This window comes from Alkaliphilus transvaalensis ATCC 700919 (assembly GCF_000621485.1).
Classification (GTDB): domain Bacteria; phylum Bacillota; class Clostridia; order Peptostreptococcales; family Natronincolaceae; genus Alkaliphilus; species Alkaliphilus transvaalensis.
In genome coordinates, this window is the sequence record NZ_KK211288.1 from 56418 (window position 1) to 79637 (window position 23220).

17 protein-coding genes, 1 riboswitch and 1 other annotated feature are annotated in these 23220 nt (G+C 33.7%); all 17 genes read right to left on the reverse strand.

What is annotated here, in order from left to right:
- Window positions 1-117: 117 nt before the first annotated feature.
- The 17 genes from T335_RS21825 to gcvH all read right to left on the reverse strand — a co-directional run bounded on the left by T335_RS21825 (window position 118) and on the right by gcvH (window position 23096).
- Window positions 118-492, reverse strand: coding sequence for a BsuPI-related putative proteinase inhibitor (locus T335_RS21825; RefSeq protein WP_051569415.1), 375 nt, complete (start codon window positions 490-492; stop codon window positions 118-120).
- Window positions 493-548: 56 nt separating this feature from the next.
- Entirely contained in the window at window positions 549-1538 is a 990-nt protein-coding gene (locus T335_RS0118520; RefSeq protein WP_026478856.1) for a LacI family DNA-binding transcriptional regulator, read from the reverse strand.
- A gap of 187 nt (window positions 1539-1725) precedes the next feature.
- Window positions 1726-3153: an AmmeMemoRadiSam system protein A gene (gene amrA / locus T335_RS0118525; RefSeq protein WP_026478857.1), complete on the reverse strand. Its 1428-nt coding sequence runs from the start codon at window positions 3151-3153 to the stop codon at window positions 1726-1728.
- A gap of 94 nt (window positions 3154-3247) precedes the next feature.
- A complete protein-coding gene (locus T335_RS0118530; RefSeq protein WP_026478858.1) occupies window positions 3248-4561 on the reverse strand; it encodes a helix-turn-helix domain-containing protein in 1314 nt (437 codons plus the stop codon).
- 273 nt (window positions 4562-4834) lie between these two features.
- A complete protein-coding gene (gene ileS, locus T335_RS0118535; protein ID WP_026478859.1) occupies window positions 4835-7933 on the reverse strand; it encodes an isoleucine--tRNA ligase in 3099 nt (1032 codons plus the stop codon).
- A 137-nt stretch (window positions 7934-8070) separates the two neighbouring features.
- Window positions 8071-8290, reverse strand: a binding site (T-box leader).
- A gap of 111 nt (window positions 8291-8401) precedes the next feature.
- Window positions 8402-10474 carry a methyl-accepting chemotaxis protein gene (locus tag T335_RS0118540; protein ID WP_026478860.1) on the reverse strand — a complete coding sequence of 691 codons (2073 nt, stop codon included), beginning with the start codon at window positions 10472-10474 and terminating at the stop codon, window positions 8402-8404.
- A gap of 102 nt (window positions 10475-10576) precedes the next feature.
- Window positions 10577-10661, reverse strand: a riboswitch (cyclic di-GMP riboswitch).
- A gap of 342 nt (window positions 10662-11003) precedes the next feature.
- Window positions 11004-12707: a sensor domain-containing protein gene (locus T335_RS21340; protein WP_051569416.1), complete on the reverse strand. Its 1704-nt coding sequence runs from the start codon at window positions 12705-12707 to the stop codon at window positions 11004-11006.
- Window positions 12708-12762: 55 nt separating this feature from the next.
- Window positions 12763-14751, reverse strand: coding sequence for a methyl-accepting chemotaxis protein (locus T335_RS0118550; RefSeq protein ID WP_026478861.1), 1989 nt, complete (start codon window positions 14749-14751; stop codon window positions 12763-12765).
- Window positions 14752-15064: 313 nt separating this feature from the next.
- Window positions 15065-15550: a hypothetical protein gene (locus T335_RS0118555; protein ID WP_026478862.1), complete on the reverse strand. Its 486-nt coding sequence runs from the start codon at window positions 15548-15550 to the stop codon at window positions 15065-15067.
- Between the two features lie 260 nt (window positions 15551-15810).
- Window positions 15811-15969 (reverse strand): hypothetical protein, encoded by a 159-nt coding sequence (locus T335_RS22415; protein WP_156943729.1) that lies wholly within the window; start codon window positions 15967-15969, stop codon window positions 15811-15813.
- 38 nt (window positions 15970-16007) lie between these two features.
- Entirely contained in the window at window positions 16008-17336 is a 1329-nt protein-coding gene (locus T335_RS0118565; protein ID WP_026478863.1) for a helix-turn-helix domain-containing protein, read from the reverse strand.
- Between the two features lie 479 nt (window positions 17337-17815).
- On the reverse strand, window positions 17816-18694 hold the full coding sequence (lipA, locus tag T335_RS0118570) for a lipoyl synthase (RefSeq protein WP_026478864.1): 879 nt from the start codon (window positions 18692-18694) through the stop codon (window positions 17816-17818).
- Complete coding sequence (gene lipB, locus T335_RS0118575; RefSeq protein WP_026478865.1) at window positions 18684-19343, reverse strand: lipoyl(octanoyl) transferase LipB; 660 nt, start codon at window positions 19341-19343, stop codon at window positions 18684-18686. Before lipB ends, lipA begins: the two co-directional genes overlap by 11 nt.
- Window positions 19344-19552: 209 nt before the next feature.
- Window positions 19553-19747 (reverse strand): hypothetical protein, encoded by a 195-nt coding sequence (locus tag T335_RS0118580; RefSeq protein WP_026478866.1) that lies wholly within the window; start codon window positions 19745-19747, stop codon window positions 19553-19555.
- Between the two features lie 146 nt (window positions 19748-19893).
- On the reverse strand, window positions 19894-21342 hold the full coding sequence (gcvPB, locus tag T335_RS0118590) for an aminomethyl-transferring glycine dehydrogenase subunit GcvPB (RefSeq protein ID WP_026478867.1): 1449 nt from the start codon (window positions 21340-21342) through the stop codon (window positions 19894-19896).
- Window positions 21342-22685 (reverse strand): aminomethyl-transferring glycine dehydrogenase subunit GcvPA, encoded by a 1344-nt coding sequence (gene gcvPA, locus T335_RS0118595; RefSeq protein WP_026478868.1) that lies wholly within the window; start codon window positions 22683-22685, stop codon window positions 21342-21344. Before gcvPA ends, gcvPB begins: the two co-directional genes overlap by 1 nt.
- A 42-nt stretch (window positions 22686-22727) precedes the next feature.
- Window positions 22728-23096, reverse strand: a complete 369-nt coding sequence (gene gcvH / locus T335_RS0118600) for a glycine cleavage system protein GcvH (protein WP_034328923.1) — start codon at window positions 23094-23096, stop codon at window positions 22728-22730.
- Window positions 23097-23220 lie beyond the last annotated feature (124 nt).

A 23220-nucleotide genomic window follows, 5' to 3' on the forward strand; every position in this document is an offset into this window, starting at 1 on the left:
TACTTAAATTGAATAATTGCTATTTCACATATTTAATTATACATAACTTTCTTAATTTATTCAAATGGCAAGCCCACAGACATGAATAGAGCCTGAAGTTAATCAGGCTCTATCGAATTAAATATTTAATTCTAATGTTAGTTGTAAATTACTTCGAGATACTATACCGGGGTCATCTGCCATAGCCTTTAATTCTACATATACTTTATATTGTCCATTTGTAAGTTTTTGACCCGCTTTATTCGTATAGTTCCAAACTTCCTTCCAGCTTAGTCTTTCACCTGGTTCCAGTTGCTTCATCATCATAGCCATTGTAAAAAAGCGATCCTCTGAATACCGATATACTTCTTCACCACCATCATTTACGATATAGATTTCATACTGTTGACCCGATGGAAAAGTCAACGATACACTGTTATTTAGCATGTTTTCTAGCTGAAAGTTAATTTCAATTCCATTACTTTCTTTTTCATATCCCCCCACAAGCTTCATAACCTTATCCCCTCCCTATTTTTAACATCCTAGTCTTAATCCCCAGTCTCTAATTTCTAACTACTTTCTCTTTCTAATAAGCTATAGTTTAATACAATTTTACGAGTTTCTAACTCTTCTTCGTTTAAGATCTTTGTAAGTACCCTAGTTGCGATAGCCCCCATTTCATACATCGGTTGAGCAACTGTTGTTAATGCAGGATACACCTTTCCTGCCATATCAATATTGTCGAAACCTACAATAGCTAGGTCCTCTGGAATATCTAACCCCTGTTCTAAAGCAGCCCGCAATGTGCCAATGGCCATTTCGTCATTAGTGGCAAATATTGCTGTTGGCGGTTCTTCTAGCTCTAATAATCGTTTTGCCCCCTCGTATCCACTCTTGTAACGATGTCCACCTTCTATGATCAGTTCATTATCAATTGAGATATTAGCTTCCCTTAGGGCCGTTTTATACCCTTCTAAACGGGCGACCCCCATTACTGGGTCTGAGTTTTTACCAACAATGGTGGCAATTCGTTTATGCCCTTTTTTAATAAGGTAATTTACAATAGATTTACTAGCTCCCACATTATCAATACTTACCGAAGGAACATCTTCATAATCGGCTCCAATAAGCACTACAGGAATATCATAGACTTTAAACTTTTTATAAAGGGCTTCAGATACAATGTTACTAATAAAAATGATTCCATCTACTTGTTTCTCTGCTAGTATGTCAAAGTACTTAGTTTCTTTTTCTGGGTCTAAGTCTGTATTACATAGAAAGATATTATATTGATACATATTTGCAATGTCTTCTATCCCCCTTACTACTTCTGGATAGAATTGATTAGATATATCTGGTATTAAAATTCCTATGGTCTTTGTATTCTTTACTTTTAAGCTTCTGGCAATAGCATTTGGCTTATATCCCAACTCTTCAATGGCCTTCATTACCTTCTCGTGGGTCTCTGGCTTTACGACTTTACTATCATTTACAACTCTAGAAACCGTTGAGATCGAAACGCCTGCTTTTCTTGCAACATCCTTTATGTTAAACTTCAATTGATTCCCTCCCCTGCAAAAATTTTCATTTGTAGTTAATTATTCATGCTAATAATTAATTATTTATAACTTATAATTATACACTATTTTTCTTAATTCTTCAACAATTTGTTTGATTAAGCATTTTAATTAATCTCATTAAGATTTCTTGAACTAATTGAAGTCTAAGAGGGAGTTCTTGCCTCACTTATTCATATCTTGTGACTTCAAATCGGTAAAGATCAATTTCCTCTGCTAGACCAATATCTGCCTTTTCTCTAGCTATTTCTATTTGTTCTTTTGGGGTCTCAACTCCCTCTAGATTAGGTAGTAACAAACTACTTTTACCCTTTCCTTCTATGTAGATCCCATATTTTTTAGCATCTAGCTCTTCTATACTTTCCACCCTTACTAATTTATGTAAAATATCAACTTTTATTTCTATATCCTTTAATTCATTTTTTCGCAATGGATAAAACCTTGGGTCTTCAGTAACTGCCATAATGGCATTATGAATAATTTCCTCTGCTATGCTTTGCTGGTTAGGTGTATATGTCCCCATACACCCCCTTAAATCCCCCTTCTTATAGACTGAGACAAAAACCCCTGCCCTATTACGATCCAACTCGTATACAAAATCCTTTTGCAGTATTAATTCTTGAAATGTTTCCCAGTCTAACTGCTGACCTTTACCAACCCATTCTTCAATAGTGGCCCTTGCAAGGGATACAGGTATACTTTCTGTGCGCTTTTTCCCTAGGTAAGCTAAGTGTCTTTTCCTTTGCATTTTAGCTAATAAACTTTCCGATACTTCATTGGCTTCAATACTGGCATTTAGATACCCTACTCCAAAGGGAGCTTCATAGGAGTGTATATGAGCATCTATTCGATATCCATCCAAAAACCCAAGTCCCATAATGATGGGCCTTAAACCACATTCAGCAGCTGTATTGCTAACTTCATCAGGTATCCATAAAAGATCTTCAATTTTACCATTTTTTAAGGATTGAAGAATTAAATGATCAAATTCTTTAGCTTCAGGGTGATATCCTGCTGGTGCATCTTCAGACAAGGCATGGGATAAATCTCCACTAATAAGTAGAAGGGCTGACTTACGATAGTCCTCTATTACGCTTCTAATAAAAGTACCAATTTCGTACAAATCTAACAACTCCATCATGCCAATCGTTATGTGGACTAGTTTATATTGACTATATTCTTGATCAATATAACAAAGGGGAATCATCGTCCCATGATCAAGGGTGAGGGCGGTGGCATATTCTTTGGCAAGATTTTTACTTAGAAAAACACTGGGAACTTCCTTTTCTAGGAAAAAATCAACTAGTCGATCTATAAAATCCTGATCTAAAGCCTTCTCTATTTTTATTTCTTCAGCTCCAAATTCTCCTAGATTACCACTAATTGCATTCTCATCTAATATACATATCCCATCATCAAAAACATTTCCATGGGGAGTGATACAAATGATCATTTCAGGAGCTTTTTCTTTAATTAAAGAAGCTATTTCCTGTAGCCCGACAATTGTAGCTTTTGCATTATCTTCTTCTCCTTGCCCAATTAGTGGTAAGATGATTGGTGGATGAGGAACTATTACGACTCCGAGTAAATTACCCATCTAATCGCCTCCATATAAAGCTATTTTTGTTATTATGCTACAGTTTTAACTAATTCATGTGGTTTTTACCTATAATCCTGATATCTAATGATCCTTAACTCATCCGATTAACTTGTAGTTTAATAATGTATTCTAGGCAAAGATCTTGCTGGTTTAAATGGCAATATAATTCGGCATATCGACTATATAACTGATGGATTTTAGATTTGATGTTTCGACCCAAAATTAAACTTTCTGATATCTCTAAATGTTTTTTTGCATTATGAAAATCCCTAAGAAGCATATATACCTCTGCTAAGGCTAAATGATAATCAATAATTGATTCAATTGCAACCACCCCTTCTGCAATCTGTAAACCTTTTTCTAAGACGGAGAGGGCTTTATTATATTCCTTTATCAAAATTAGACATTTGGCTTTTTCTCGATATAAATCTAATAAGTAAGGGGGCCTTATTTTACCCTCCAACTTTAAGGCTTCATCGATATAATCTATTGCTTGGGATATGTTCCCCTTTTTTCTATGAAGGTTTCCACAGTTATTGTAGAGTCTAAATAGGGTATTAGAATCTAGTCGATCAACTCGTAATAAAAGTTTATCATAAATTTTTTCTGCCTGATGGTAATTCTTTAGATCACGATAGGTATTAGCCTCCATAATGAGTACCTCATTATAAGAAATATCGTCATAATAAGGTAAATTATTAAATAATTTTATATACTCAAAAACCATATCATATTTTTTAAGTTTTCGATAACAAATAATAATATTAACTATTGTAGAAAGCATTACAGTATCTTTATTTGTAGTGTTATTCTCTATTACAACTTTATTAGACTTAAAATAATACATTAATGCCTGTTGAAGCAGGCCTTGCTTTTCATAAGCCATTCCTATTAAACGATATATGCTTGCAACCTGTTCTAAATCTTTAACTGAAAGGTAATATTCTAAGGCGTTGAAATAGTCATTTAGGGCGTCATTATATTGAATATCATAATAGTGTATTTCTCCTCTTAGCTTTAATAGGTCTGCCATTTCTTTTTCGACATTCCATTCATCCGCTAATTTCATCAAACGATCAATTGATTGATATAAGTGTATAGAATTTATAGATTGAGAAAGAAGACTAGCTTCAATAAGCTTCACTTGAGTATTAATAATATTTCTTGCTTGGTCTACTTCGGTTTCCATTAAAAATTGTGGGGTAATTATTTTTCCTGCATTTTTGTAATATTGATTAAGACAATCTGCAATAATTTGTGCAGTTTGCCAACTTAAAGTCCGTTTGTTATTTTCAATCATACTAATTAGGCTTCTTGTTACTGCTGCATTGGTGATATCATCTTGCTTTAGTCCCAATTCTTTTCTTAGCCGCTTAATTTTGTCTCCAGCCTTTAAGATTTCCATCTTTAAAACTCCTTTCGTTAATATTTCTAATCTTATGTCAATTTAGCTTAAATCCTTATACATCCACTCATTCCATAAATTTACTATACTAAATATTAATAGATATTTCAATGTTCCCTAAAGGAAATTAAAATTAAATTTACATTACATCATTTATTTTATTAACTTTACATACCAAACTATAAGCTTTTTAAAAAGGTTTCTAATAAAGGTTCATAATAAACAGATAGAGGCTCCAGCTAAGAAAATAGCTGAAGCCCCTATCATTATTAATTAAATTCTTTCTACTTTTATACCTGTTTCATGATCATTTAGATTTTGCTTTTCTAAACCAGCATCCGATACCGTTTCAATTGATACCGCCAATGTTTCTTGCATAATATAATCTTTAAAGGCTGCTATAGCATTAGAGATTTCTTCGTCTCCATTAAAGTAAACCTTAATTTGATCCGTTACCTCAAAATTGCTATTTTTTCTCATTTGCTGAACTTTAGAGATAAACTCTCTAGCAAAACCTTCATCTAGTAGATCTTGTGTTAAAGTAGTATCTAAAATAACAAATAAGTTATTTTCTGTTTCAACAGTAAAACCTTCCTTTGCAGCAATTGTAATTAATACATAATCCTTCTGTATTTCTACTTGCTCACCATCAAGTTCTACTGTAATTGTTTCGCCAGCCTCAAGTTTTGCCGTTACTTCAGCAGCATCTAATTGAGCCAATACTTTACCTAATAATTTTATTTTAGGTCCTAATATAGACCCAGCCACCTTAAAGTTTGGCTTTAAATTAAAGTTCATGTAATCCTTTAAATTCTTTTCAAATACAACTTCTTTAATATTCAACTCTTCCATCATTAATGGTACAAGGTCATTAATTAAAGTTTCATACTTGCCATCGACTAATATCTTTTGTAAAGGTTGACGAACTTTAATTTTAGCTTGGGCTCTTGCTGCACGACCTAAGCCTACTAGATTTCTTACAAGATCCATCTTTTCTTCTACATCCTTATCCACTAACTCTTCATTAACAACTGGATAATCTGCCAAATGAACAGATAGGTCTCCTGTTAGGTTTTGATACATTTCTTCTGATAAGAAGGGAGCAAAAGGTGCCACCATTTTAGCTACTCCTACTAAAATTTCAAAGGTAGTATTATATACAGATTTTTTATCATCTGTAAGCTCTGTAGCCCAGAAACGTCTTCTAGCCCTTCTAATATACCAATTAGAAAGATCTTCATTTACAAACTCTTGAATCTTTCTAACTGCCTTAGTTAAATCAAATGCTCCTAAGTCTGATTCAATTGCCCCTAATAAACTGTTGTACTTAGAAAGAATCCAACGATCTAACTCTGGTCGTTGTTGGTAAGGTACAAAGAATCCTTTAGCATCTATTCCATCGGTATTAGCATATAGAGTAAAGAAGGTATATACATTTTGAATAGTGGTAAAGAACTTACTTTGAACTTCCTTTAATCCTTCAATATCAAACTTAGTTGGTGTCCATGCTGGTGATACATATAAAAGATACCATCTTAGAACATCGGCTCCATATTGATCGAATAATTGAAATGGATCAACTGTATTCCCCTTTGATTTAGACATTTTTCTGCCATCTTTATCTAAGATTAAATCATTCACTAGTACATTTTTATAAGGTGCTACACCTTTAACAAAGGTTGATATAACCAATAACGAGTAGAACCATCCTCTAGTTTGATCGATTCCTTCACAGATATAGTCAGCAGGGAAAAGTTCATCAAAATTCTCTGTATTTTCAAATGGGTAATGATGTTGGGCAAAAGGCATTGCGCCACTATCAAACCAACAATCAATTACTTCTGTTACCCTTGTCATTGTTCCTTCACACTTTTCACACTTTAGATGAATATCATCTACATATGGTCTATGAAGTTCAATTGTTTCATCAATATCTTCTAAAGCTCTGTCCACTAATTCTTTTCTCGAACCGATTGATGTTAGGTGACCACATTGACATTTCCATATATTTAACGGCGTACCCCAATAGCGATTTCTTGAAAGGGCCCAATCATTAACATTCTCTAACCAGTTTCCAAATCGTTTCTCACCAACATAGTCTGGGTACCAGTTAACACTATTATTGTTAGCAATTAATTGATCCTTCATTTTTGTAACTTCTATATACCAGCTTGGCTTTCCATAATATAAAAGTGGCGTAGAACATCTCCAACAATGGGGATAATTATGATCTACTTTTTCCTTCTTATATAATTTACCTTCCCCATGTAGCCATTTGATAATGTCTACATCACAGTCCATTACAAACTTTCCTTCCCAAGGAGTCGTTGTGTATTTACCACCTTCATCAACTGGCTGTAGTACTGGTAGATCATACTTTCTACCTACTTGGTAGTCATCTTCCCCAAAGGCAGGAGCAATGTGAACAATCCCTGTACCATCTTCAGTTGTAACGTATTCAGCTAATGTTACAAAGAAGGCTTTTTTATCTGGCTCAACAAAGGGCATTAGTTGTTCATATTCAATGTACTCTAAATCTTTACCCTTTAATTCTTCCAAAATCTCAAAATCTTCACCTAGTACTTTACCCGCTAACTTTGCTGCAACATAATATACTTTATCTTCTTGTTTTGCTTTAACATAATCTACTTCTGGATGAACTGCCAAGGCAACGTTAGAAGCTAATGTCCAAGGAGTTGTAGTCCAAACAAGGAAGTACTCTTCGGCATCCTTACGCTTCATTGGAACAATTACTGTATTAGACTTAATTTCCTTATACCCTTGGGAAACTTCATGGGAAGCTAATCCTGTTCCACATCGAGGACAATAGGGTAGAATTTTATGCCCTTCATAGATATAATCCTTTTTAAAGAACTGGTCTAAAATCCACCAGATAGACTCGATATAATTATTATCTAATGTAATGTAGGGGTTATCTAAATCTATTGTATAACCCATTCTTTTAGTCATATCCCTCCATAATTTTTCATAAGTAAATACGGATTCACGACATTTCTCATTAAATTTATCAATACCATAATCTTCAATTTCTTGCTTGCTGGATAATTTAAGTTGTTTTTCCACTTCAATTTCTACAGGAAGCCCATGGGTATCCCATCCAGCTTTACGTTTCACCTGATGGCCTGTCATCGTTTTATAACGACACACAGAGTCCTTTAATGTTCTTGAAATAACGTGATGAATACCAGGTCTTCCATTAGCAGTTGGAGGCCCTTCGAAAAACACAAATGACTTACCATTTTCACGGGTAGAGATACTTTTACCTAAGATATCATTTTGATCCCATTGATCAGCAATAGCATTTTCCCGTTGAGCCACGGGTAAATTGGATAATGCTTTATACTTTTCCATAACTTTATCTTCCTCTCATTTATCTAATTTTTAAAGAACTATTTTTCTTTTCCCACTATTATAGGTCAAAGTCTCCCTATTAAGTTTTATAGATTTATAGATTATTATTGATAAAAAAATAAGTCCCTAAGCATATGCTTAGGGACGAATTAACCGTGGTACCACCCTGATTACAGGCCTAAAAAATCTACCTGTCACTCATTACATGATAACGTATGTCTACGGAAAACTCTACTAAAGCTTCAAGTTTTCAGCTCCAAGGTGATCTTCATAAAAAGCCCTCATCATAATCTTTCAGCATCTGATTATGTCTCTGTAAATCCCTCTTTTTATTACTGTCCTTATCTTCGCTATTATTATTAATTTAAATATGATTATACACTTAACTTTGTAATTGTGTCAAGGCAACCGACAAGATTTATCCTATTATTTTTCTATTATTGCCAATTTACCTTCTATTATCCAACCCTAGTCTATCTTAAATTTAGTAATAGATTCTTGTAATTGAATAGCAAGATTTTTTAAATCGGTGGCATGGCTTGAAACTTCTTCAATTGAAGCCAATTGTTCTTCCGTTGCTGCTGATACCTGCTGAGTTGCTGCTGATGTTTCTTCTGAGGTAGCTGAAACGTTTTGAATTACGACTACAATCTCATCCTTCTCTTGTGCCATTTCTTTAGTATATTCTCTAACAGCCTTCATGTTATCTAACACAGTCGTAATTGCAGAGGAAATTTTGTTAAAGACTTCTTCTGTTTCTTTAACTGCTTTATTTTGTTCTTCAACAACATCATTAGCCAATTCCATTGCATTAACAGCCGATTGAGATCTTGCTTGAATATCTTCAATAATTGCTCTAATTTCATCAGTTGCTTTGCCAGATTGCTCTGCCAATTTCCTAATTTCGTCAGCAACTACTGCAAATCCTCTTCCTGCTTCACCTGCCCTTGCAGCCTCGATCGCTGCATTTAAGGCTAAAAGATTTGTTTGTTCAGCAATTTGAGTTATTGTTTGAGTAATAACACCAATAGCTTCTGAGCTTTCATTAACACCGAAAACAATTGCCCCTACTTCTTCTGATGCTTTACTACTTTCTGCTGCTTTTTCCAATAGAACCTTAACTGCCTTTAATCCTTGTTCACTTAAACCATTTGTCTCTTCTGATACATCATATACTTGTTTTGTGGATCTTTGAACATCTTCAATTTTATGAGCTAAACTATCAATTTTTGTTGCACCCGACTCTGTATCCCTAGCTTGCTCTCCAGCACTCTTTGCGATTTCTTCAATAGTTAATGCAACTTCATTGGTGGCTACACTGGTTTGTTCTGTAATATCTGCCAATGCAGCTGATGTTTCCACCACCGTCTTAGAAGAATTTGTTACCTCATAAATTAAAGCTTTAATATTTGTAATCATAAGATTGAAGCTATCGCTTAAATCACCAAACTCATCTTTTCTCTTAATTTCAATCTTAACATTTAAGTCTCCTGTAGCTGCTTTTCCGAAGGCTTCTTTAATTAGATTTAACGGTGTAGATATCCTTCTAGCAATAAATAAGGCAAATAAACTTGCAGCAATGATAGCCAACAGAGATCCAAACATAATATAATCTCTAATAATCTTAGTATCATCTAATAACTCTTCTTCAGAAAGAATCCCTAAAATTTTCCACCCTGTACTTCCATTAGTTACATAACTAGCAAAACGATTACTATCATTAAATTCATATCTTAAAAAGCCCCTATGATTTGAACTTACTTCCTCCCAAAAAGATTGTTTTTTTATATCATCTGTACCAACAATATCAGCATTTTGATGAATTAAAACCCTTCCACTGCCTGTTGCAACTACTATATATCCACTGTCGCCCAATTCAACTTGCGCTAATTTTTCTGTAATCATTTTTAAATCGACATCAAAGGCCACTACCCCTAAGGTTTGTCCATTTTTAACCACTGTTTTAGCTGCCGTTATGGTAATTTCATTACTGGCTGTGTCAACATAGGGCTCAGACCAGGCAACTCTACCACTATTCTTAAGGGCTGCATCATACCAGGGTCTTGCTCTTGGGTCAAAATCCTCCGGTAAAGTTGTAGCAGGATAAATATACATGCCACCCTTCTGGGTTCCTACATATGTATTAATAACTGTAGCATTGCTATCAGCAAAGTTTCCTAAAAGCTCCATTCCTAATTCCATAGAATCGTAAGGAAGATCAGATTCTTCATGGTCTGCTGCTATCTCAGCAATTATTGAGTTATTAGATAGGGCTTCTACCTGTTTTTCAATACCTCTTAAGTATTCATTTAAGTTTTCCCCGGCTTCTCTAGTAATTTGCTCTGTAGTCGATGCAAGCTTCTCATCTAAAATACTAAAGGATTTTTGATAGGTTAGAACCCCTAATATACTAATAGGTAACATAACAATTAACACCATCGAAATAATTAATTGATTTCTAACCTTATTACTTTTTAACTTTTTAGACCCACTATTTTTAACTTTTACCTTCTTCTTTTCTTTTCCCTTTTCATTTTCCATAAAGACTCCTCCTCAAATTAATAGAATCAACGGGTAGGTAATTGTAAAAAAATAACACCTACAACCAAGTTTTATAGGTGCCGAACGAATTATGTCCATATTCTCGGCAACCTGGCAATCATAGAATTTCTTCCTTAGACCCATGGCTTTGCGTCCTTATCTTTCAATAAGTTTGCTATTGTCGAGATTTTTCCAATTATTTAGAATCCTTAAATAATTATTCAAACCGCTTATTTAAATATAACATATTTCGACAAAAAAGTAAATGTTCCTTTCTTTAAAAATACCGTGGTAATCTTTAGCAAGTTACTTATTTAACTAACTTTCTTGCAATTTAAAGAATAACAGTACTTATACCTTTTGGTTATTAATGTAATAAGTAAATTGCATAATTAACCTTAATTTTTTATAAGTTTATTTTTATGTAATTGCAACGTAACTTTAACATGGATAGTTATTGTATTATCAATTTCCTCAAAAAAAACCCATTTTTGATGGGTTTTTATAAGAAAAATTCTTTTTATACAGGTCATCTTATATAAGCTTTATTAGAAACTAATAATAGTTCTACTTCTTCAGCTGGCAAAGGTTTAGAAAACAAATAACCCTGTCCAATATCACAATTATTTTTCATTAAAAAATTTAGTTGATTTTTTGTTTCAATCCCTTCAGCAACGATCTTAGAATTTAAAATATGACCTAGCTGAATGACAGTATGAATAATCTCTTCTTTCTCATTCTCATCTTGAATACTTTTAATAAAGCTTCGATCCAACTTAATAATATCGATAGGTAAAGACTTTAAGTAGTTTAAAGATGAATAGCCCTTACCAAAGTCATCTAGTGCTATTTTGATCCCCAATGCCTTTAATTGTTGAAGTATACTAACGGCAATATCTAAGTTAATTATCGCAGCTGTTTCTGTAATCTCCACCTGAATATCCGTATAATCTAAGGCATATTTTTCTATCATTTGTTTAATATCTATCAATAGTTCTTTTTTTCTTAATTCTTTATTGGATAAATTGATTGACATTTTGATATTTGAATGTCCTTTTTGATTCCAGATTTGCTTTTGCTTGCATGCGTGTTCAAATACCCATTTACCTATGTCTAAAATTAATCCACTGGATTCGGCCACTGGAATAAACTCTTCCGGTGATATCCAGCCTCTTATAGGGTGTTTCCACCTTAATAATACCTCTACGCCAATGATCCCTCCAGTAGATAGGTCTATTAAAGGCTGGTAATAGGGAACAAATTCTTCCTTTTTAATGGCCTTTCTAAGTTCATTGGTGAGCCAAGTACTTTGAACAATTTTATTTTCAAGACTCTTTGAATAAAAACTATAACTACCCTTCTCCGATTCCTTACTAAGATACATGGCTGTTTCTGCATTCTTTAAAAGGGTAACTGCATCAGTTCCATGGTCTGGGTAAATGGCAACCCCAATACTTGCCGAAGTAAAAATCTCATTTTCATTAAAAAGTAAAGGTTGCTTTAATAGTTTTTGGGTATCTTCGATAATTTTTAGTATATTATTTAATTTGTTAATATCATTAAATAAAATAGCAAACTCATCTCCCCCTAGATGGGCGATAAGGTTTGGTTTTTTAATTTGCCCCTTTAATACATTGCTAACATATTGAAGTAGCTTATTTCCTGAAAAGTGCCCAAAAGTATCATTCAAATACTTAATATTGTCAATATCTATATAGAGTAAAATTAACTTCTCTTTAGACTTTTTCTCTTGAATAATCCTGTTGGTTTGTACTTCAAAGTAGGTGCGATTAGGCATATCTGTTAAGGGACTATAGTAAGTCATATAATGCAACTTTTTTTCTATTGTATTTAAGTAAGTCACATCTTGTCCAACTGAAAGAATCCCTTTTACGCCTCCATTTTTATAATAAAGCAACTTATGTTTCCATTGAATCTCTATTTCTTGCCCAAATTTATTTACTATCCTGCTAATAGAGGTTTCCTCAACATTAAAATCTTCATCAAAATAATTTATCCATTTGGTTCCTATAATTTCTTCATCTTTATATCCCGTAATTTCTTCTAGTTGTTTATTACACTCAACCACTCTCCCACGGGGGTCTGATAGTACAATTATGTCATGGGTTGTTTCAAAGATTATATCTAAAAATTCTTTAATTCCATCTTCTTCTATGGTTTTCTCTTGAATCCCTAAGGCTTCATTTCTTATGATATTTTTCTTTGTAATCATATTGATTAACTCCAAATCTCCCAAATTCCACTATCATTTGCCACTTTGGGTTTTTTTATATTTTAAATCTCATAATGATTGATTGTAGGTTTTGAGCCAACTCTGAAAGATCCTCACTGGAACTGGCGATTTCATCAATGGAAGCTGTCTGTTCCTCCATAGATGCTGATACTTGCTGGGTTGCTGCAGAATTTTCCTGTGCAATAGCAGATATATTATCCATTAGATCGTTAATTTCATCCTTTATTTCCTTTAATTCATCACTTGAAATGTTAAGCTCTGCCACTACTTCAAGGGTACTTTCTATGGCTTGGGCTATGGCAGTATATTTATTTTTATTATTAATTACACTGGCCGATTGCTCTTGAGTGATACTTGAGACTCTTTCCATTGTTGTGACTGCATTTTTAGCATTACTTTGTAATTCGTAAACAATCTCAGTAATGGTATTTGTTGAACTTGCTGACTGCTCTGCTAACTTTCTAATTTCTTCAGCTACAACAGCAAACCCCTTACCAGCATCTCCAGCCCTAGCTGCTTCTATAGCTGCATTTAACGCCAATAAGTTTGTCTGATCTGCAATTGATGTAATTACATTACTAGCCTCTCCAATTTTATTAGAACTGTCATTGGTCTTAAGAATCACATTGTAGATTTCTTTTGTAGCTATACTACTTTCATCGGTTATTTTAGATAGATTATTAATTTCTTCTAGCCCTTCATTTACTACCATTGATATTTTATTTGAAGAATCATTTAAGTTTTCTATCAGTTCTTGATCCTTATTTACTATTTTTTCTAATAATGCAGCTTTATTAGCTCCTTCTTCTGTATTTCTTGCCTGGTTAGAAGCACCAGTTGCAATCTCCTGTACCGTCTTTGCTACTTCTTCTATTGTACTGGCCGACTGCTGAGAAGTTGACGTTAATTCTTCTGATGAGGCAGATACTTGTTCAGAAGAGCTACTTATTTGGGTAATAACCTCCCTTAAGTTCTCTGTAATATTCTGTAAAGATCCTGCTAATATACCAATTTCATCTTTTCTTTTTAAATATATTTCTGCTACGTTTTGTGTAATATCTAAGTCTGCAATCTTTTTCGATTGATCTACTGTTTTTATAATCGGTTTGGTAATTGAATTACCAATAATGTATGTAATGATACTACTAATAACTAACATAGCAATTACTACCCAAACTATTTCTCTCCTTAAAGCAGGAATTGCATCTAAAACCTCACCTTCATTTGCTATGGTTACGTAATACCATTCGGTATCTTCTATAGGTGAAAAGCCGGCATAAAGCTTCTCATTTTGAAACGAATAATGATGTAACCCCTGTTCCTCTTCGAAAATCAAATTAAAAAGATTGGCTACAGGTTTATATGTTTCGTCATTTTGAGCCATTTCTATGGGATTTACTTGGTTCATAACCATGTCTCGATCTGGATGGGCCACTGTAAGCCCTTCTTTATTGATCATATAAGCATAACCGGTATCTCCATAACCCGAATCATCTGTAATAGTACTTAGGAAATCTCCAGCCTTCCTTCCTATTAAAACGCCAACAATACGGGCATCTCTAATGATTGGTGTAGCAACCATAAAAACTGGCTGATTTGTGACTCTGCTGATTATTATATCCGATACATTAGACTGTCCCTTAAAAGCTTTTTGGATATAATCTCGATCACCGAGTTCTGCAGTTGTTCCATCTGTATAATAGGCAGACCCATCAGGATGTACTACAGCTATATCAAGGAAATCTGTACCAAAAACTTGTCTTCGTAGAATGGGCTGTTGAATCTCCCAATCCATTGTAGCGATATCTGTTCTGTTAGCCATCATTTCCAACATCACTTGCTGTGTCTCAATTCGGCTTTTAGTTAGGCGAGCTCCTTCTTGAGCCATCAATTCAACTGCAAACTCAGCTTCCTTCCTTAAGGCATCCGACGCCTTCTGTAATGACCTAACACCAATAGATATGGAAGAAAATAGAATTAAAATAACAAACGCCATAATTAATTTTGTCTTAATACTCCTCATTAGAATTCTCCTTTTATGTTAGAGCTAGCTGTAATAGGTAATCTATCAAATCAATCTGTTATCAAAAAAACCTTAGATCAGCTGATTTCAATACCTTAGTAATTTCCAGAATATTTGTTAACAAATGCCTTATTTAATTTCATTATACTTGTAAACTCTACATTCTTCAACAAATTTTTCAATTACAACTTTGACAATAAAGTGTCATTTTTACAGTCTCTAAGCAGTTTTATTATTAATATAATCTTCTATCTAAGCAAGTCTTTAAATTGTCCTTTCCAGGTAAATTTTCCTAACCTCCCAAACAACTCCATTAAAAATTAAAAGAATCTACTATTGTATTGTACTCTTCCTCAGTCATAGGCCCTATCGCTGTATGAAGTTCTACCCATTTATTTCCGTCATGAAACATGGTACTTTTTAGCATGTGGACTTGTCCGTCACCCTTTGACTGAAGGGTATATCGATAAATCGTTAACTGATCTACACTTTTAGATGTTACTGGTTCAACCATTGAATTATCTGCTTCTTCTGCCAAAAGCTTTCTAAGTATTTCTGAGTCTATCCAAGCTTCTAGCTCTTCTTTACTACCTTCTCCCATTCTAAACTGGAGGGTCTTACCAGAAGATGATTCCTGCACATAATCATCCCCAATCTGATCATAGCTGGCAGGATATTGAAAGCTCCATCCTGACCCATGCTTATACTCACTTAATGTTAGGTTTTTTTCATCTTTTTGGCACCCTAAGACTACAAACATCATTGATAGTATTATAAGTAAAGTAAGAACTTTTTTCATTCTAAACACCCTCCATTTTCTGTTATTTCAAATATAATTCTACATCAAAGTAGGCACTTATTATATAAAGTTTTCTTAACAAATAAAAATCCGTCCTTCTTCAAAGTCTAAATGACTTAGGAAAAAAGACGAATTCGAAAAATTTTGTAGTGAAATTAACGGCAAAATACTATGTTTTATCTTTTTTTGGTAATAAACATACAATGGTTGCGCCTATTCAAACCTTAAGAAAAATAGTAAAATTTTCCTAGTAAAACCAACTAGTCTCTTACCGGATTTGGATTTTCTTGGATGGTATGCAAACCTAATGTAGTCGTTTCACCTTCTTGAACATTCAAATCTGTCCAAAATACTACTAAACTACCTACTAATAGTACTGAAATCATTAAAGAAGTTGCTAACCCTTTAAACTTTTTCATTTGTGCTTCCCTCCATTTTCATTTTACTTTTACTTTTACTAATCAGTTAAATAGTTCTTAGAACGGATCTTTTTAGTATATTCTAAGACTTTAGTCACATCCCCTAAACCTGTATAGAGCTCAATATAATAACTATAGAGATCATACATTCTAGGTTTAAAATCCTTTTCAATTAATAATCTCTCAACCTCCTGTAGATGTTTTAAAACTTCTTCAACATCTTGCATTTTTAAGTACAATTCTACAAAGGCAAAGTGCATGTCTATTACCATATGTTGTTTAGATACCCATTCTGAGAGAGTTAAACCATTTTCTAGAAATTTTTTTATTTTTTCGTATTCTTCGGGTAACTTACAACATTGGGCTTGATATAAATATAACGCTGGTCTATAATTAATATTTACTTCTTCTTTAATTTCTAAGGCTTTTTGAATATATTCAAGTGCCATATCTATATTCCCTTGTTTTCTATGTAGTACAGAGTAATTTTCATAGACCAAAAATAAGGTATCTTTATCTAGTTGAAATTTCTTTAATAATAGTACGTCATATATTTTGGCCGCCTTCATATATTTATCTAAATCTCGATAAGTATTAGCCTCAATTAGAAGGGCCTGGTCATAGTAATTTTTAAAAATTGGATCATCCCATTTAAGACTTTTTAAAAGTTCAATATGACTGAAGACCAGATCATATCGCTTAATTTGAGAATAACATATAATTCTGTTAAAGAGGGACTGGGCAATAATTTTTTGTCGATTATTAGTTTCATAGGTCCTAACAATATCTTCCGCCTTAACAAAGTAGATTATAGCTGTATCTATTAACATTTGCATTTGATAAACTGTTCCTAAAATAATATACATTCTAGCAACTTTACTATAATCTTCATTTTTCATATAATATTCTTGTACATCTAAATAGTCTTGTAGGGCTTCATTATATTGGTAAGAATAGTAATAGTAGTCCCCTCTTAATAATTGTAGTTCTACCAGTTCTTCTTTAAACCCCCACATTTTTACTGTATCCATCACTTCTTCAAAAGTATTATAGATAAATGATTCATCGACATGGCCCGAATCAATTACTCTTTGTAGCTTATCTATGTCTTGTTTTATGTTATCTCTCGCCTCTTCTTCTGAAACTTCCATAAGATATTCGGCTGTAATTTCTTTTCCTGTAGCCTTGTAATAATTATTCAAACTATCTGCAATCAGACCAGCAGTCTTCCATGTAAGATTTTCCTTATTTTTTTCAATCATACTTACAATCTCCAATGTTAGACAGTCATTAACTAAATCCTCTTGAGTTAACCCCATAGCCATGCGTAAGTGTTTAACCTTTTCTCCAGGATTTGAAAACTTCATCTATTTTGTACTCCTTCCCCCAGTTTTTCTGGGTATTGATAACTTATATAATACTTTTTATATTTAAAATAATTATTATACTATAATTATATAATAGCTATTTAAAATGTTTTTTTCAACCATTTAGTAGTATTCTGTTAGAATTTTCTAATTTTTATAACTTTAGCCCTATAAAATTTAACATAAGTTATATAATAAAACTACTATTAGGAAAGATCATGTTAACAAACTTAAGACAAATCTTTAAACCTTATAAAGTCAACAATCCTCTCTCATAGTAGTTATACAATAAAATTTCAATATCTAAAATCTTATAAATTTAATTAAGTTTAACGTAAAAAAACTATATCATAGAAGATATAAAAATTATGTCGAAAAATGTAATTTTATTAAGTCATTTCACGCTTCTATTTACATCATAAAAGCCCTTAGAAATGTCCTAAGGGCAAGCCAATTAAATATATTTTCATGTTTAAATTTTATCGTGACTTAATTACATTTCTATTTTTCTCTAATGCATCTGCTGCATAGTAGGAGCTCCTTACCAATGGATCTGAAGCAACATATCCAAAGCCAAGATCTTCACCTACCTCCTTGTATTGCTTAAAGATTTCAGGGGTTACATATTCTACAATAGGATAATGTTTCTTACTTGGGGCAAGGTATTGGCCTATCGTTAAAAAATCGCAGGAAACCTCCCTTAAATCCTTTAATGTCGAGATAACTTCATCATAGGTTTCGCCTAGCCCTACCATAATGCCAGACTTTGTATAAATAGTAGGGTCCATTTCCTTTACTAGCTCTAATAACTCTAATGATCTTTGATAAATGGCCATAGGTCTAACTGCTTCATATAATCTGGGTACCGTTTCAATGTTATGATTAATGATTTCTGGCTTTGCTTCTACTACAGTTCTAATAGCCTCTTCCTTTCCTTGAAGATCTGGTATTAGAACCTCCACCACCATTGACGGATCTAGTTCTCTGATGGCCTTAACTGTCTCAGCAAAATGGGCCGCCCCACCGTCTGGAAGGTCATCTCTTGTTACAGATGTTATCACCACATGGCGCAGTCCAAGTTCTTGAGCTGCTTTAGCAACTTTTTTAGGCTCATTAGGATCTACCGCCTGTAATTCTCCATGGGTAACATTACAAAATCTACAGTTTCTAGAACACTGGCTTCCCAAGATCATAAAGGTGGCGGTCTTTTTATTGAAGCATTCTAGCCGATTTGGGCAGTTTGCTTCTTCACAAACTGTATTTAAAGAAAACTTCTTGAGTACATTATTAACATAACCAAAGTTTGGGTCTTGTTTTAACTTGATTCTTAGCCACTGGGGCTTTCTTTTAACCTCCATAATTACCTCCTATTGTGTAGTCAAATACACGACTAAAGTATTCTGTCACTAATTGATTCATAAAAGTAAAGTCTGTCTCTTTACCCGTTAGTTTTTCCACGGAAGTTACACCTTTATTGGCTATACCACAAGGAACAATTAAATTAAAATGCTGAAGATTTGTATTTACATTAAAGGCAAAGCCATGCATTGTAACTCCTTTTTTTACAGCCAACCCAATAGCAACAATTTTTTCATCTCCTACCCATACCCCTGTATGTTCTGGATGTCTACCTGCTTCAATTTGAAATTCTTCCTTTAATAGTTGAATAAAGACTTCTTCTAGGTTTCTAACAAAATTTCTAATACCTATTTTACTAGACTTTATATCAATAATTGGATAACCAACGATTTGCCCTGGTCCATGATAAGTAACATCGCCACCACGATTGGTTTTATGTAATTGGATTCCTTGCCCCTTTAAAAATTCCTCTGAAGCAATAATATTACTTACCATTGCATTACTACCTAATGTAATAACAGGAGGATGTTCTACTAAAATCAAGGTATCTTCTATTTCTTTATTTTGTCTTTTTTCTAATGTATTAAATTGAATGTCTAGGGCCTTCTCATAATCGCAACGGCCTAATTCAACAATATTTAATTTCAAAGGGATCAACTCCTTACTAGTATATCGTATATTTAATTCATATATTAACAACCTAATACCATAATTACCCTTCAACATTCATTTCTAACAGTAGGGTAAAAGATGCTTATCATAAATTGTTAAGATATGAATTAAATAACTTTTTTAAAAATTCTCCTAGTGTAATCAATGCTATAAATATCCCTTTAGGGGATATTTATAGCATTATGTTAATTGGTGACTAATTGGTATCGATAGATTAACATAGAATCACTTTTCTTTTCTCGAATATCTGCCTTTAGTATCTTTACAATCTCCCCAGAATCTAATCTAATTGTTTTTCCAACAATTATTTCAATATAAGATCTTATTGCTTCTAAGTGTTCTACAGCTATGGTTTCACCTACACCCCAAACTAGGGCCATCGCCTTTTGGGGGTCTCAGGTTGAACACATTTTCCTTCTTCTATCTTTAAGGGAGTTTTCAATACTTTCTTTAAAGGCTTCTTCTACCTTACCGTTCTTCCCAAATACCACTTGTTCACCTCCAACTACCTATCTATTAGCTCCACTTAACTCCACTTTAAGATTAAATCTTTTGCTGCTTTAACTTCATCTATTCTTCTAGCAAGAGTGTTATAGGGAGCATTTTTCAATAGATTTGGATCTTCTTTAGCTTCTCCAGCAATTTTAATCATCGTATCAATGAAGCTATCTAAGGTTTCTAAACTTTCAGTTTCAGTTGGCTCCACCATAATTGCTTGATTAACAATCAGTGGGAAGTAAATCGTTGGTGGATGGTAACCATAATCTAATAGTCTCTTAGCAATATCTAAAGTCGTTACTTCCGAATCTTTACCTAATCCCCCCAGCACAAACTCATGCTTGCAGGTTTGATCTATTGGTAAATAGTAATATTCCTTTAGTCGCTTCATCATATAATTAGCATTTAATACCGCTGTTTCGCTAGCTTCTTTTAATCCCTCAGGCCCCATTGTCAAGATATAGGTGTAGGCCCTTAACATCACACCAAAGTTACCATAAAAATTCTTTATTTTTCCAATGGTCTGTGGACGATCATAATCTAATATATATTTGTCATCTTTCTTTTCAATGACAGGTACTGGTAGGAAAGGGACTAGATCTGCCCTAACTCCCACTGGTCCACTACCTGGTCCACCTCCGCCATGGGGTGTTGAGAAGGTTTTATGAAGGTTAAAGTGAATTACATCGAAGCCCATATCTCCAGGTCTTGAAAGGCCCATAATAGCATTCATATTAGCGCCATCATAGTATAATAATCCACCTGCCTCGTGTACCAAGTCGGCAATTACTTTAATATTTGTTTCAAATAAACCCAGTGTGCTTGGGTTTGTAAGCATTAAACCTGCAATTTCATCATTTAAAACTGCCTTTAGGGCATCAAGATCAACCGCCCCGTTTTTATCAGACTTAATTTCTATAATTTCAAACCCTGCTACCGCTGCAGTTGCTGGGTTAGTTCCATGGGCAGAATCTGGAACAATAATCTTCTTACGTTTCAAATCGCCTCTACTTTCATGGTAGGATTTAATAATCATTAATCCCGCCAATTCTCCATGGGAGCCAGCAGCTGGTTGTAGAGATACCCTCTCCATTCCTGCGATATCAGCTAGCATTTCATCTAATTTATACATTACTTCTAGTGCACCCTGGACAGTTTCCTCTGGCTGTAGGGGGTGTAAAGAAGTAAAGCCATCTAATGCCGCCATATCTTCATTAATTTTGGGATTATATTTCATGGTACACGAACCTAATGGATAAAAACCAGTATCTACTCCGTAATTTTTATTTGAAAGATTAGTAAAATGTCTTACAACATCAATTTCGCTAACCTCTGGTAAATCAACTTCCTTTTCTGCTAAAAAAGCTTCAGGAATCAAATCCTCAACTTTGCCCATATCAACATCATTAATAGGTAGACTATAGGCTTTTCTTCCCTCTTTAGATATTTCAAATATTAGATGATCGTATTTTCTCATTAGGAAATCACCTCCAACAAGCCTACTAGCTGGTCAATTTCAGCCTTTGTTCTCTTTTCAGTAACACAGAAAAGTAACCCATTATTTAATTCTGGATAAGCTTGATCCAGTTGGTAACCGCCAATGATATTATTCTTTAATAATTCATTATTAATGTGACTGGCTTCTACCCCACTGGTAACAGCAAACTCCTTAAAGAAGGGCTTATTAAATAAAGGCTTTATTTTACCATTTTGAGTCAATTGATTAAAGGCATAGTGGGCTTTTTGGGTGCTTTGTAGTGCAACTTCCTTAAGTCCTTTTTTACCCATTGTAATTAAGTAAATAGATGCCATAAGGGCATTTAGTGCTTGATTAGAACAGATATTTGAAGTAGCTTTAAATCTTCTAATATGTTGTTCCCTTGCCTGTAGGGTTAATACAAAGGCTCTTTTACCTTCTACATCTTCTGACTGACCAACAATTCTGCCTGGCATCTTACGTACAAGCTTAGATTTAGTTGCTATAAAACCTAAATGGGGTCCACCAAAGTTTAAGGCGTTTCCTAGAGCTTGTGCTTCACCTACAACAATATCAGCCCCTAATTCCCCAGGACTTTTTAATAATCCTAATGAAATTGGGTCAACAGACATAATTAGGTTAGCTTTGTTTTCATGAACAAGTTTTTCAACTTCCACTACATCTTCAATAATTCCAAAGAAATTTGGACTTTGTATAATAACTCCTGCAGTGGTCTTATCTACAACAGCCTTCAATTTATCAAGGTCAGTAACTCCGTCAGCCATATCAACTTCAATTACTTCTACCTCTCTAAATTTCATATAGGTTTTTAAGATTTTTCTAACTTCTGGATTAACTGTTTTAGAAACAACAATTGAAGCTCTTCTTGTTGCTTCAACCGCCATCATGGCAGCTTCAACACAGGCAGTACCGCCATCATACATAGAAGCATTTGATACATCCATACCCGTTAAATTACTCATCATTGTTTGATATTCAAAAATCACCTGTAATGTCCCTTGACTAATTTCTGGTTGGTAAGGTGTGTATGCTGTATAGAACTCTGATCTCATTGCAAGATGTTTAACGATTGAAGGAATATAATGATCGTAAGCCCCCGCCCCTAAAAAAGAAACTAGCTCATCAACACCTTTGTTTTTTGAAGTAAGTTCCTTCATATGCTTTGTCATTTCCATTTCCGATAAAGGTCCTTCAACCTTCAAAGGTCTTTCTAGGCGAAGCTCTTTTGGAATGTCATGGAATAAATCTTCAACACTGTTTACACCAATGGTATCAAGCATACGTTTTTTATCGGCATCAGTGTTGGGTATGTACCTATGCATATTAATCCCCCTTTATCTTGTTGTAAGGTTCACCTTTAGTTACTACTCTTCACAATAAGCTTCATATTGTTGGCTATTCATTAATTCCTCTAATTCAGAAAGATCTGACATCTCAACCTTAACAATCCAGTTTCCAAAAGCATCTTCATTAACTAATTGAGGTGAGTCAACTAATTCTTCATTTATCTCTACAATTTTACCTGTCACTGGGATATAAGCATCTGAAGCTGCTTTAACAGATTCAATTACTCCAAAAGAATCTCCCTTTTCAAAGGCATCATCTACTTCTGGTAGCTCAACATATACAATTTCCCCTAATTGTTTTTGTGCATAATCAGTAATTCCGATGTATGCAACATTTCCTTCCACCTTAACCCACTCATGATCTGTTGAAAATAATAAATTTGACATTTTAAATTCCTCCTTAATTTTTATTAAACCTTTAGGTTTTTATTTTTCCTTATTTTTATACATTTATTTGAGGAAATTACACATTAATATCAAAAATAAATTATTTTTGTTAATACTTAACATA

Bases quoted from the DNA above. Each gene is read 5' to 3' on its own strand.
- T335_RS21825 (WP_051569415.1), bottom strand. From the start codon at position 492: ATGAAGCTTGTGGGGGGATATGAAAAAGAAAGTAATGGAATTGAAATT.
- amrA (WP_026478857.1), bottom strand. From the start codon at position 3,153: ATGGGTAATTTACTCGGAGTCGTAATAGTTCCTCATCCACCAATCATC.
- T335_RS0118530 (WP_026478858.1), bottom strand. From the start codon at position 4,561: ATGGAAATCTTAAAGGCTGGAGACAAAATTAAGCGGCTAAGAAAAGAA.
- ileS (WP_026478859.1), bottom strand. From the start codon at position 7,933: ATGGAAAAGTATAAAGCATTATCCAATTTACCCGTGGCTCAACGGGAA.
- T335_RS0118540 (WP_026478860.1), bottom strand. From the start codon at position 10,474: ATGGAAAATGAAAAGGGAAAAGAAAAGAAGAAGGTAAAAGTTAAAAAT.
- T335_RS21340 (WP_051569416.1), bottom strand. From the start codon at position 12,707: ATGATTACAAAGAAAAATATCATAAGAAATGAAGCCTTAGGGATTCAA.
- T335_RS0118550 (WP_026478861.1), bottom strand. From the start codon at position 14,751: ATGAGGAGTATTAAGACAAAATTAATTATGGCGTTTGTTATTTTAATT.
- T335_RS0118555 (WP_026478862.1), bottom strand. From the start codon at position 15,550: ATGAAAAAAGTTCTTACTTTACTTATAATACTATCAATGATGTTTGTA.
- T335_RS22415 (WP_156943729.1), bottom strand. From the start codon at position 15,969: ATGAAAAAGTTTAAAGGGTTAGCAACTTCTTTAATGATTTCAGTACTA.
- T335_RS0118565 (WP_026478863.1), bottom strand. From the start codon at position 17,336: ATGAAGTTTTCAAATCCTGGAGAAAAGGTTAAACACTTACGCATGGCT.
- lipA (WP_026478864.1), bottom strand. From the start codon at position 18,694: ATGGAGGTTAAAAGAAAGCCCCAGTGGCTAAGAATCAAGTTAAAACAA.
- T335_RS0118580 (WP_026478866.1), bottom strand. From the start codon at position 19,747: ATGGCCCTAGTTTGGGGTGTAGGTGAAACCATAGCTGTAGAACACTTA.
- gcvPB (WP_026478867.1), bottom strand. From the start codon at position 21,342: ATGAGAAAATACGATCATCTAATATTTGAAATATCTAAAGAGGGAAGA.
- gcvPA (WP_026478868.1), bottom strand. From the start codon at position 22,685: ATGCATAGGTACATACCCAACACTGATGCCGATAAAAAACGTATGCTT.
- gcvH (WP_034328923.1), bottom strand. From the start codon at position 23,096: ATGTCAAATTTATTATTTTCAACAGATCATGAGTGGGTTAAGGTGGAA.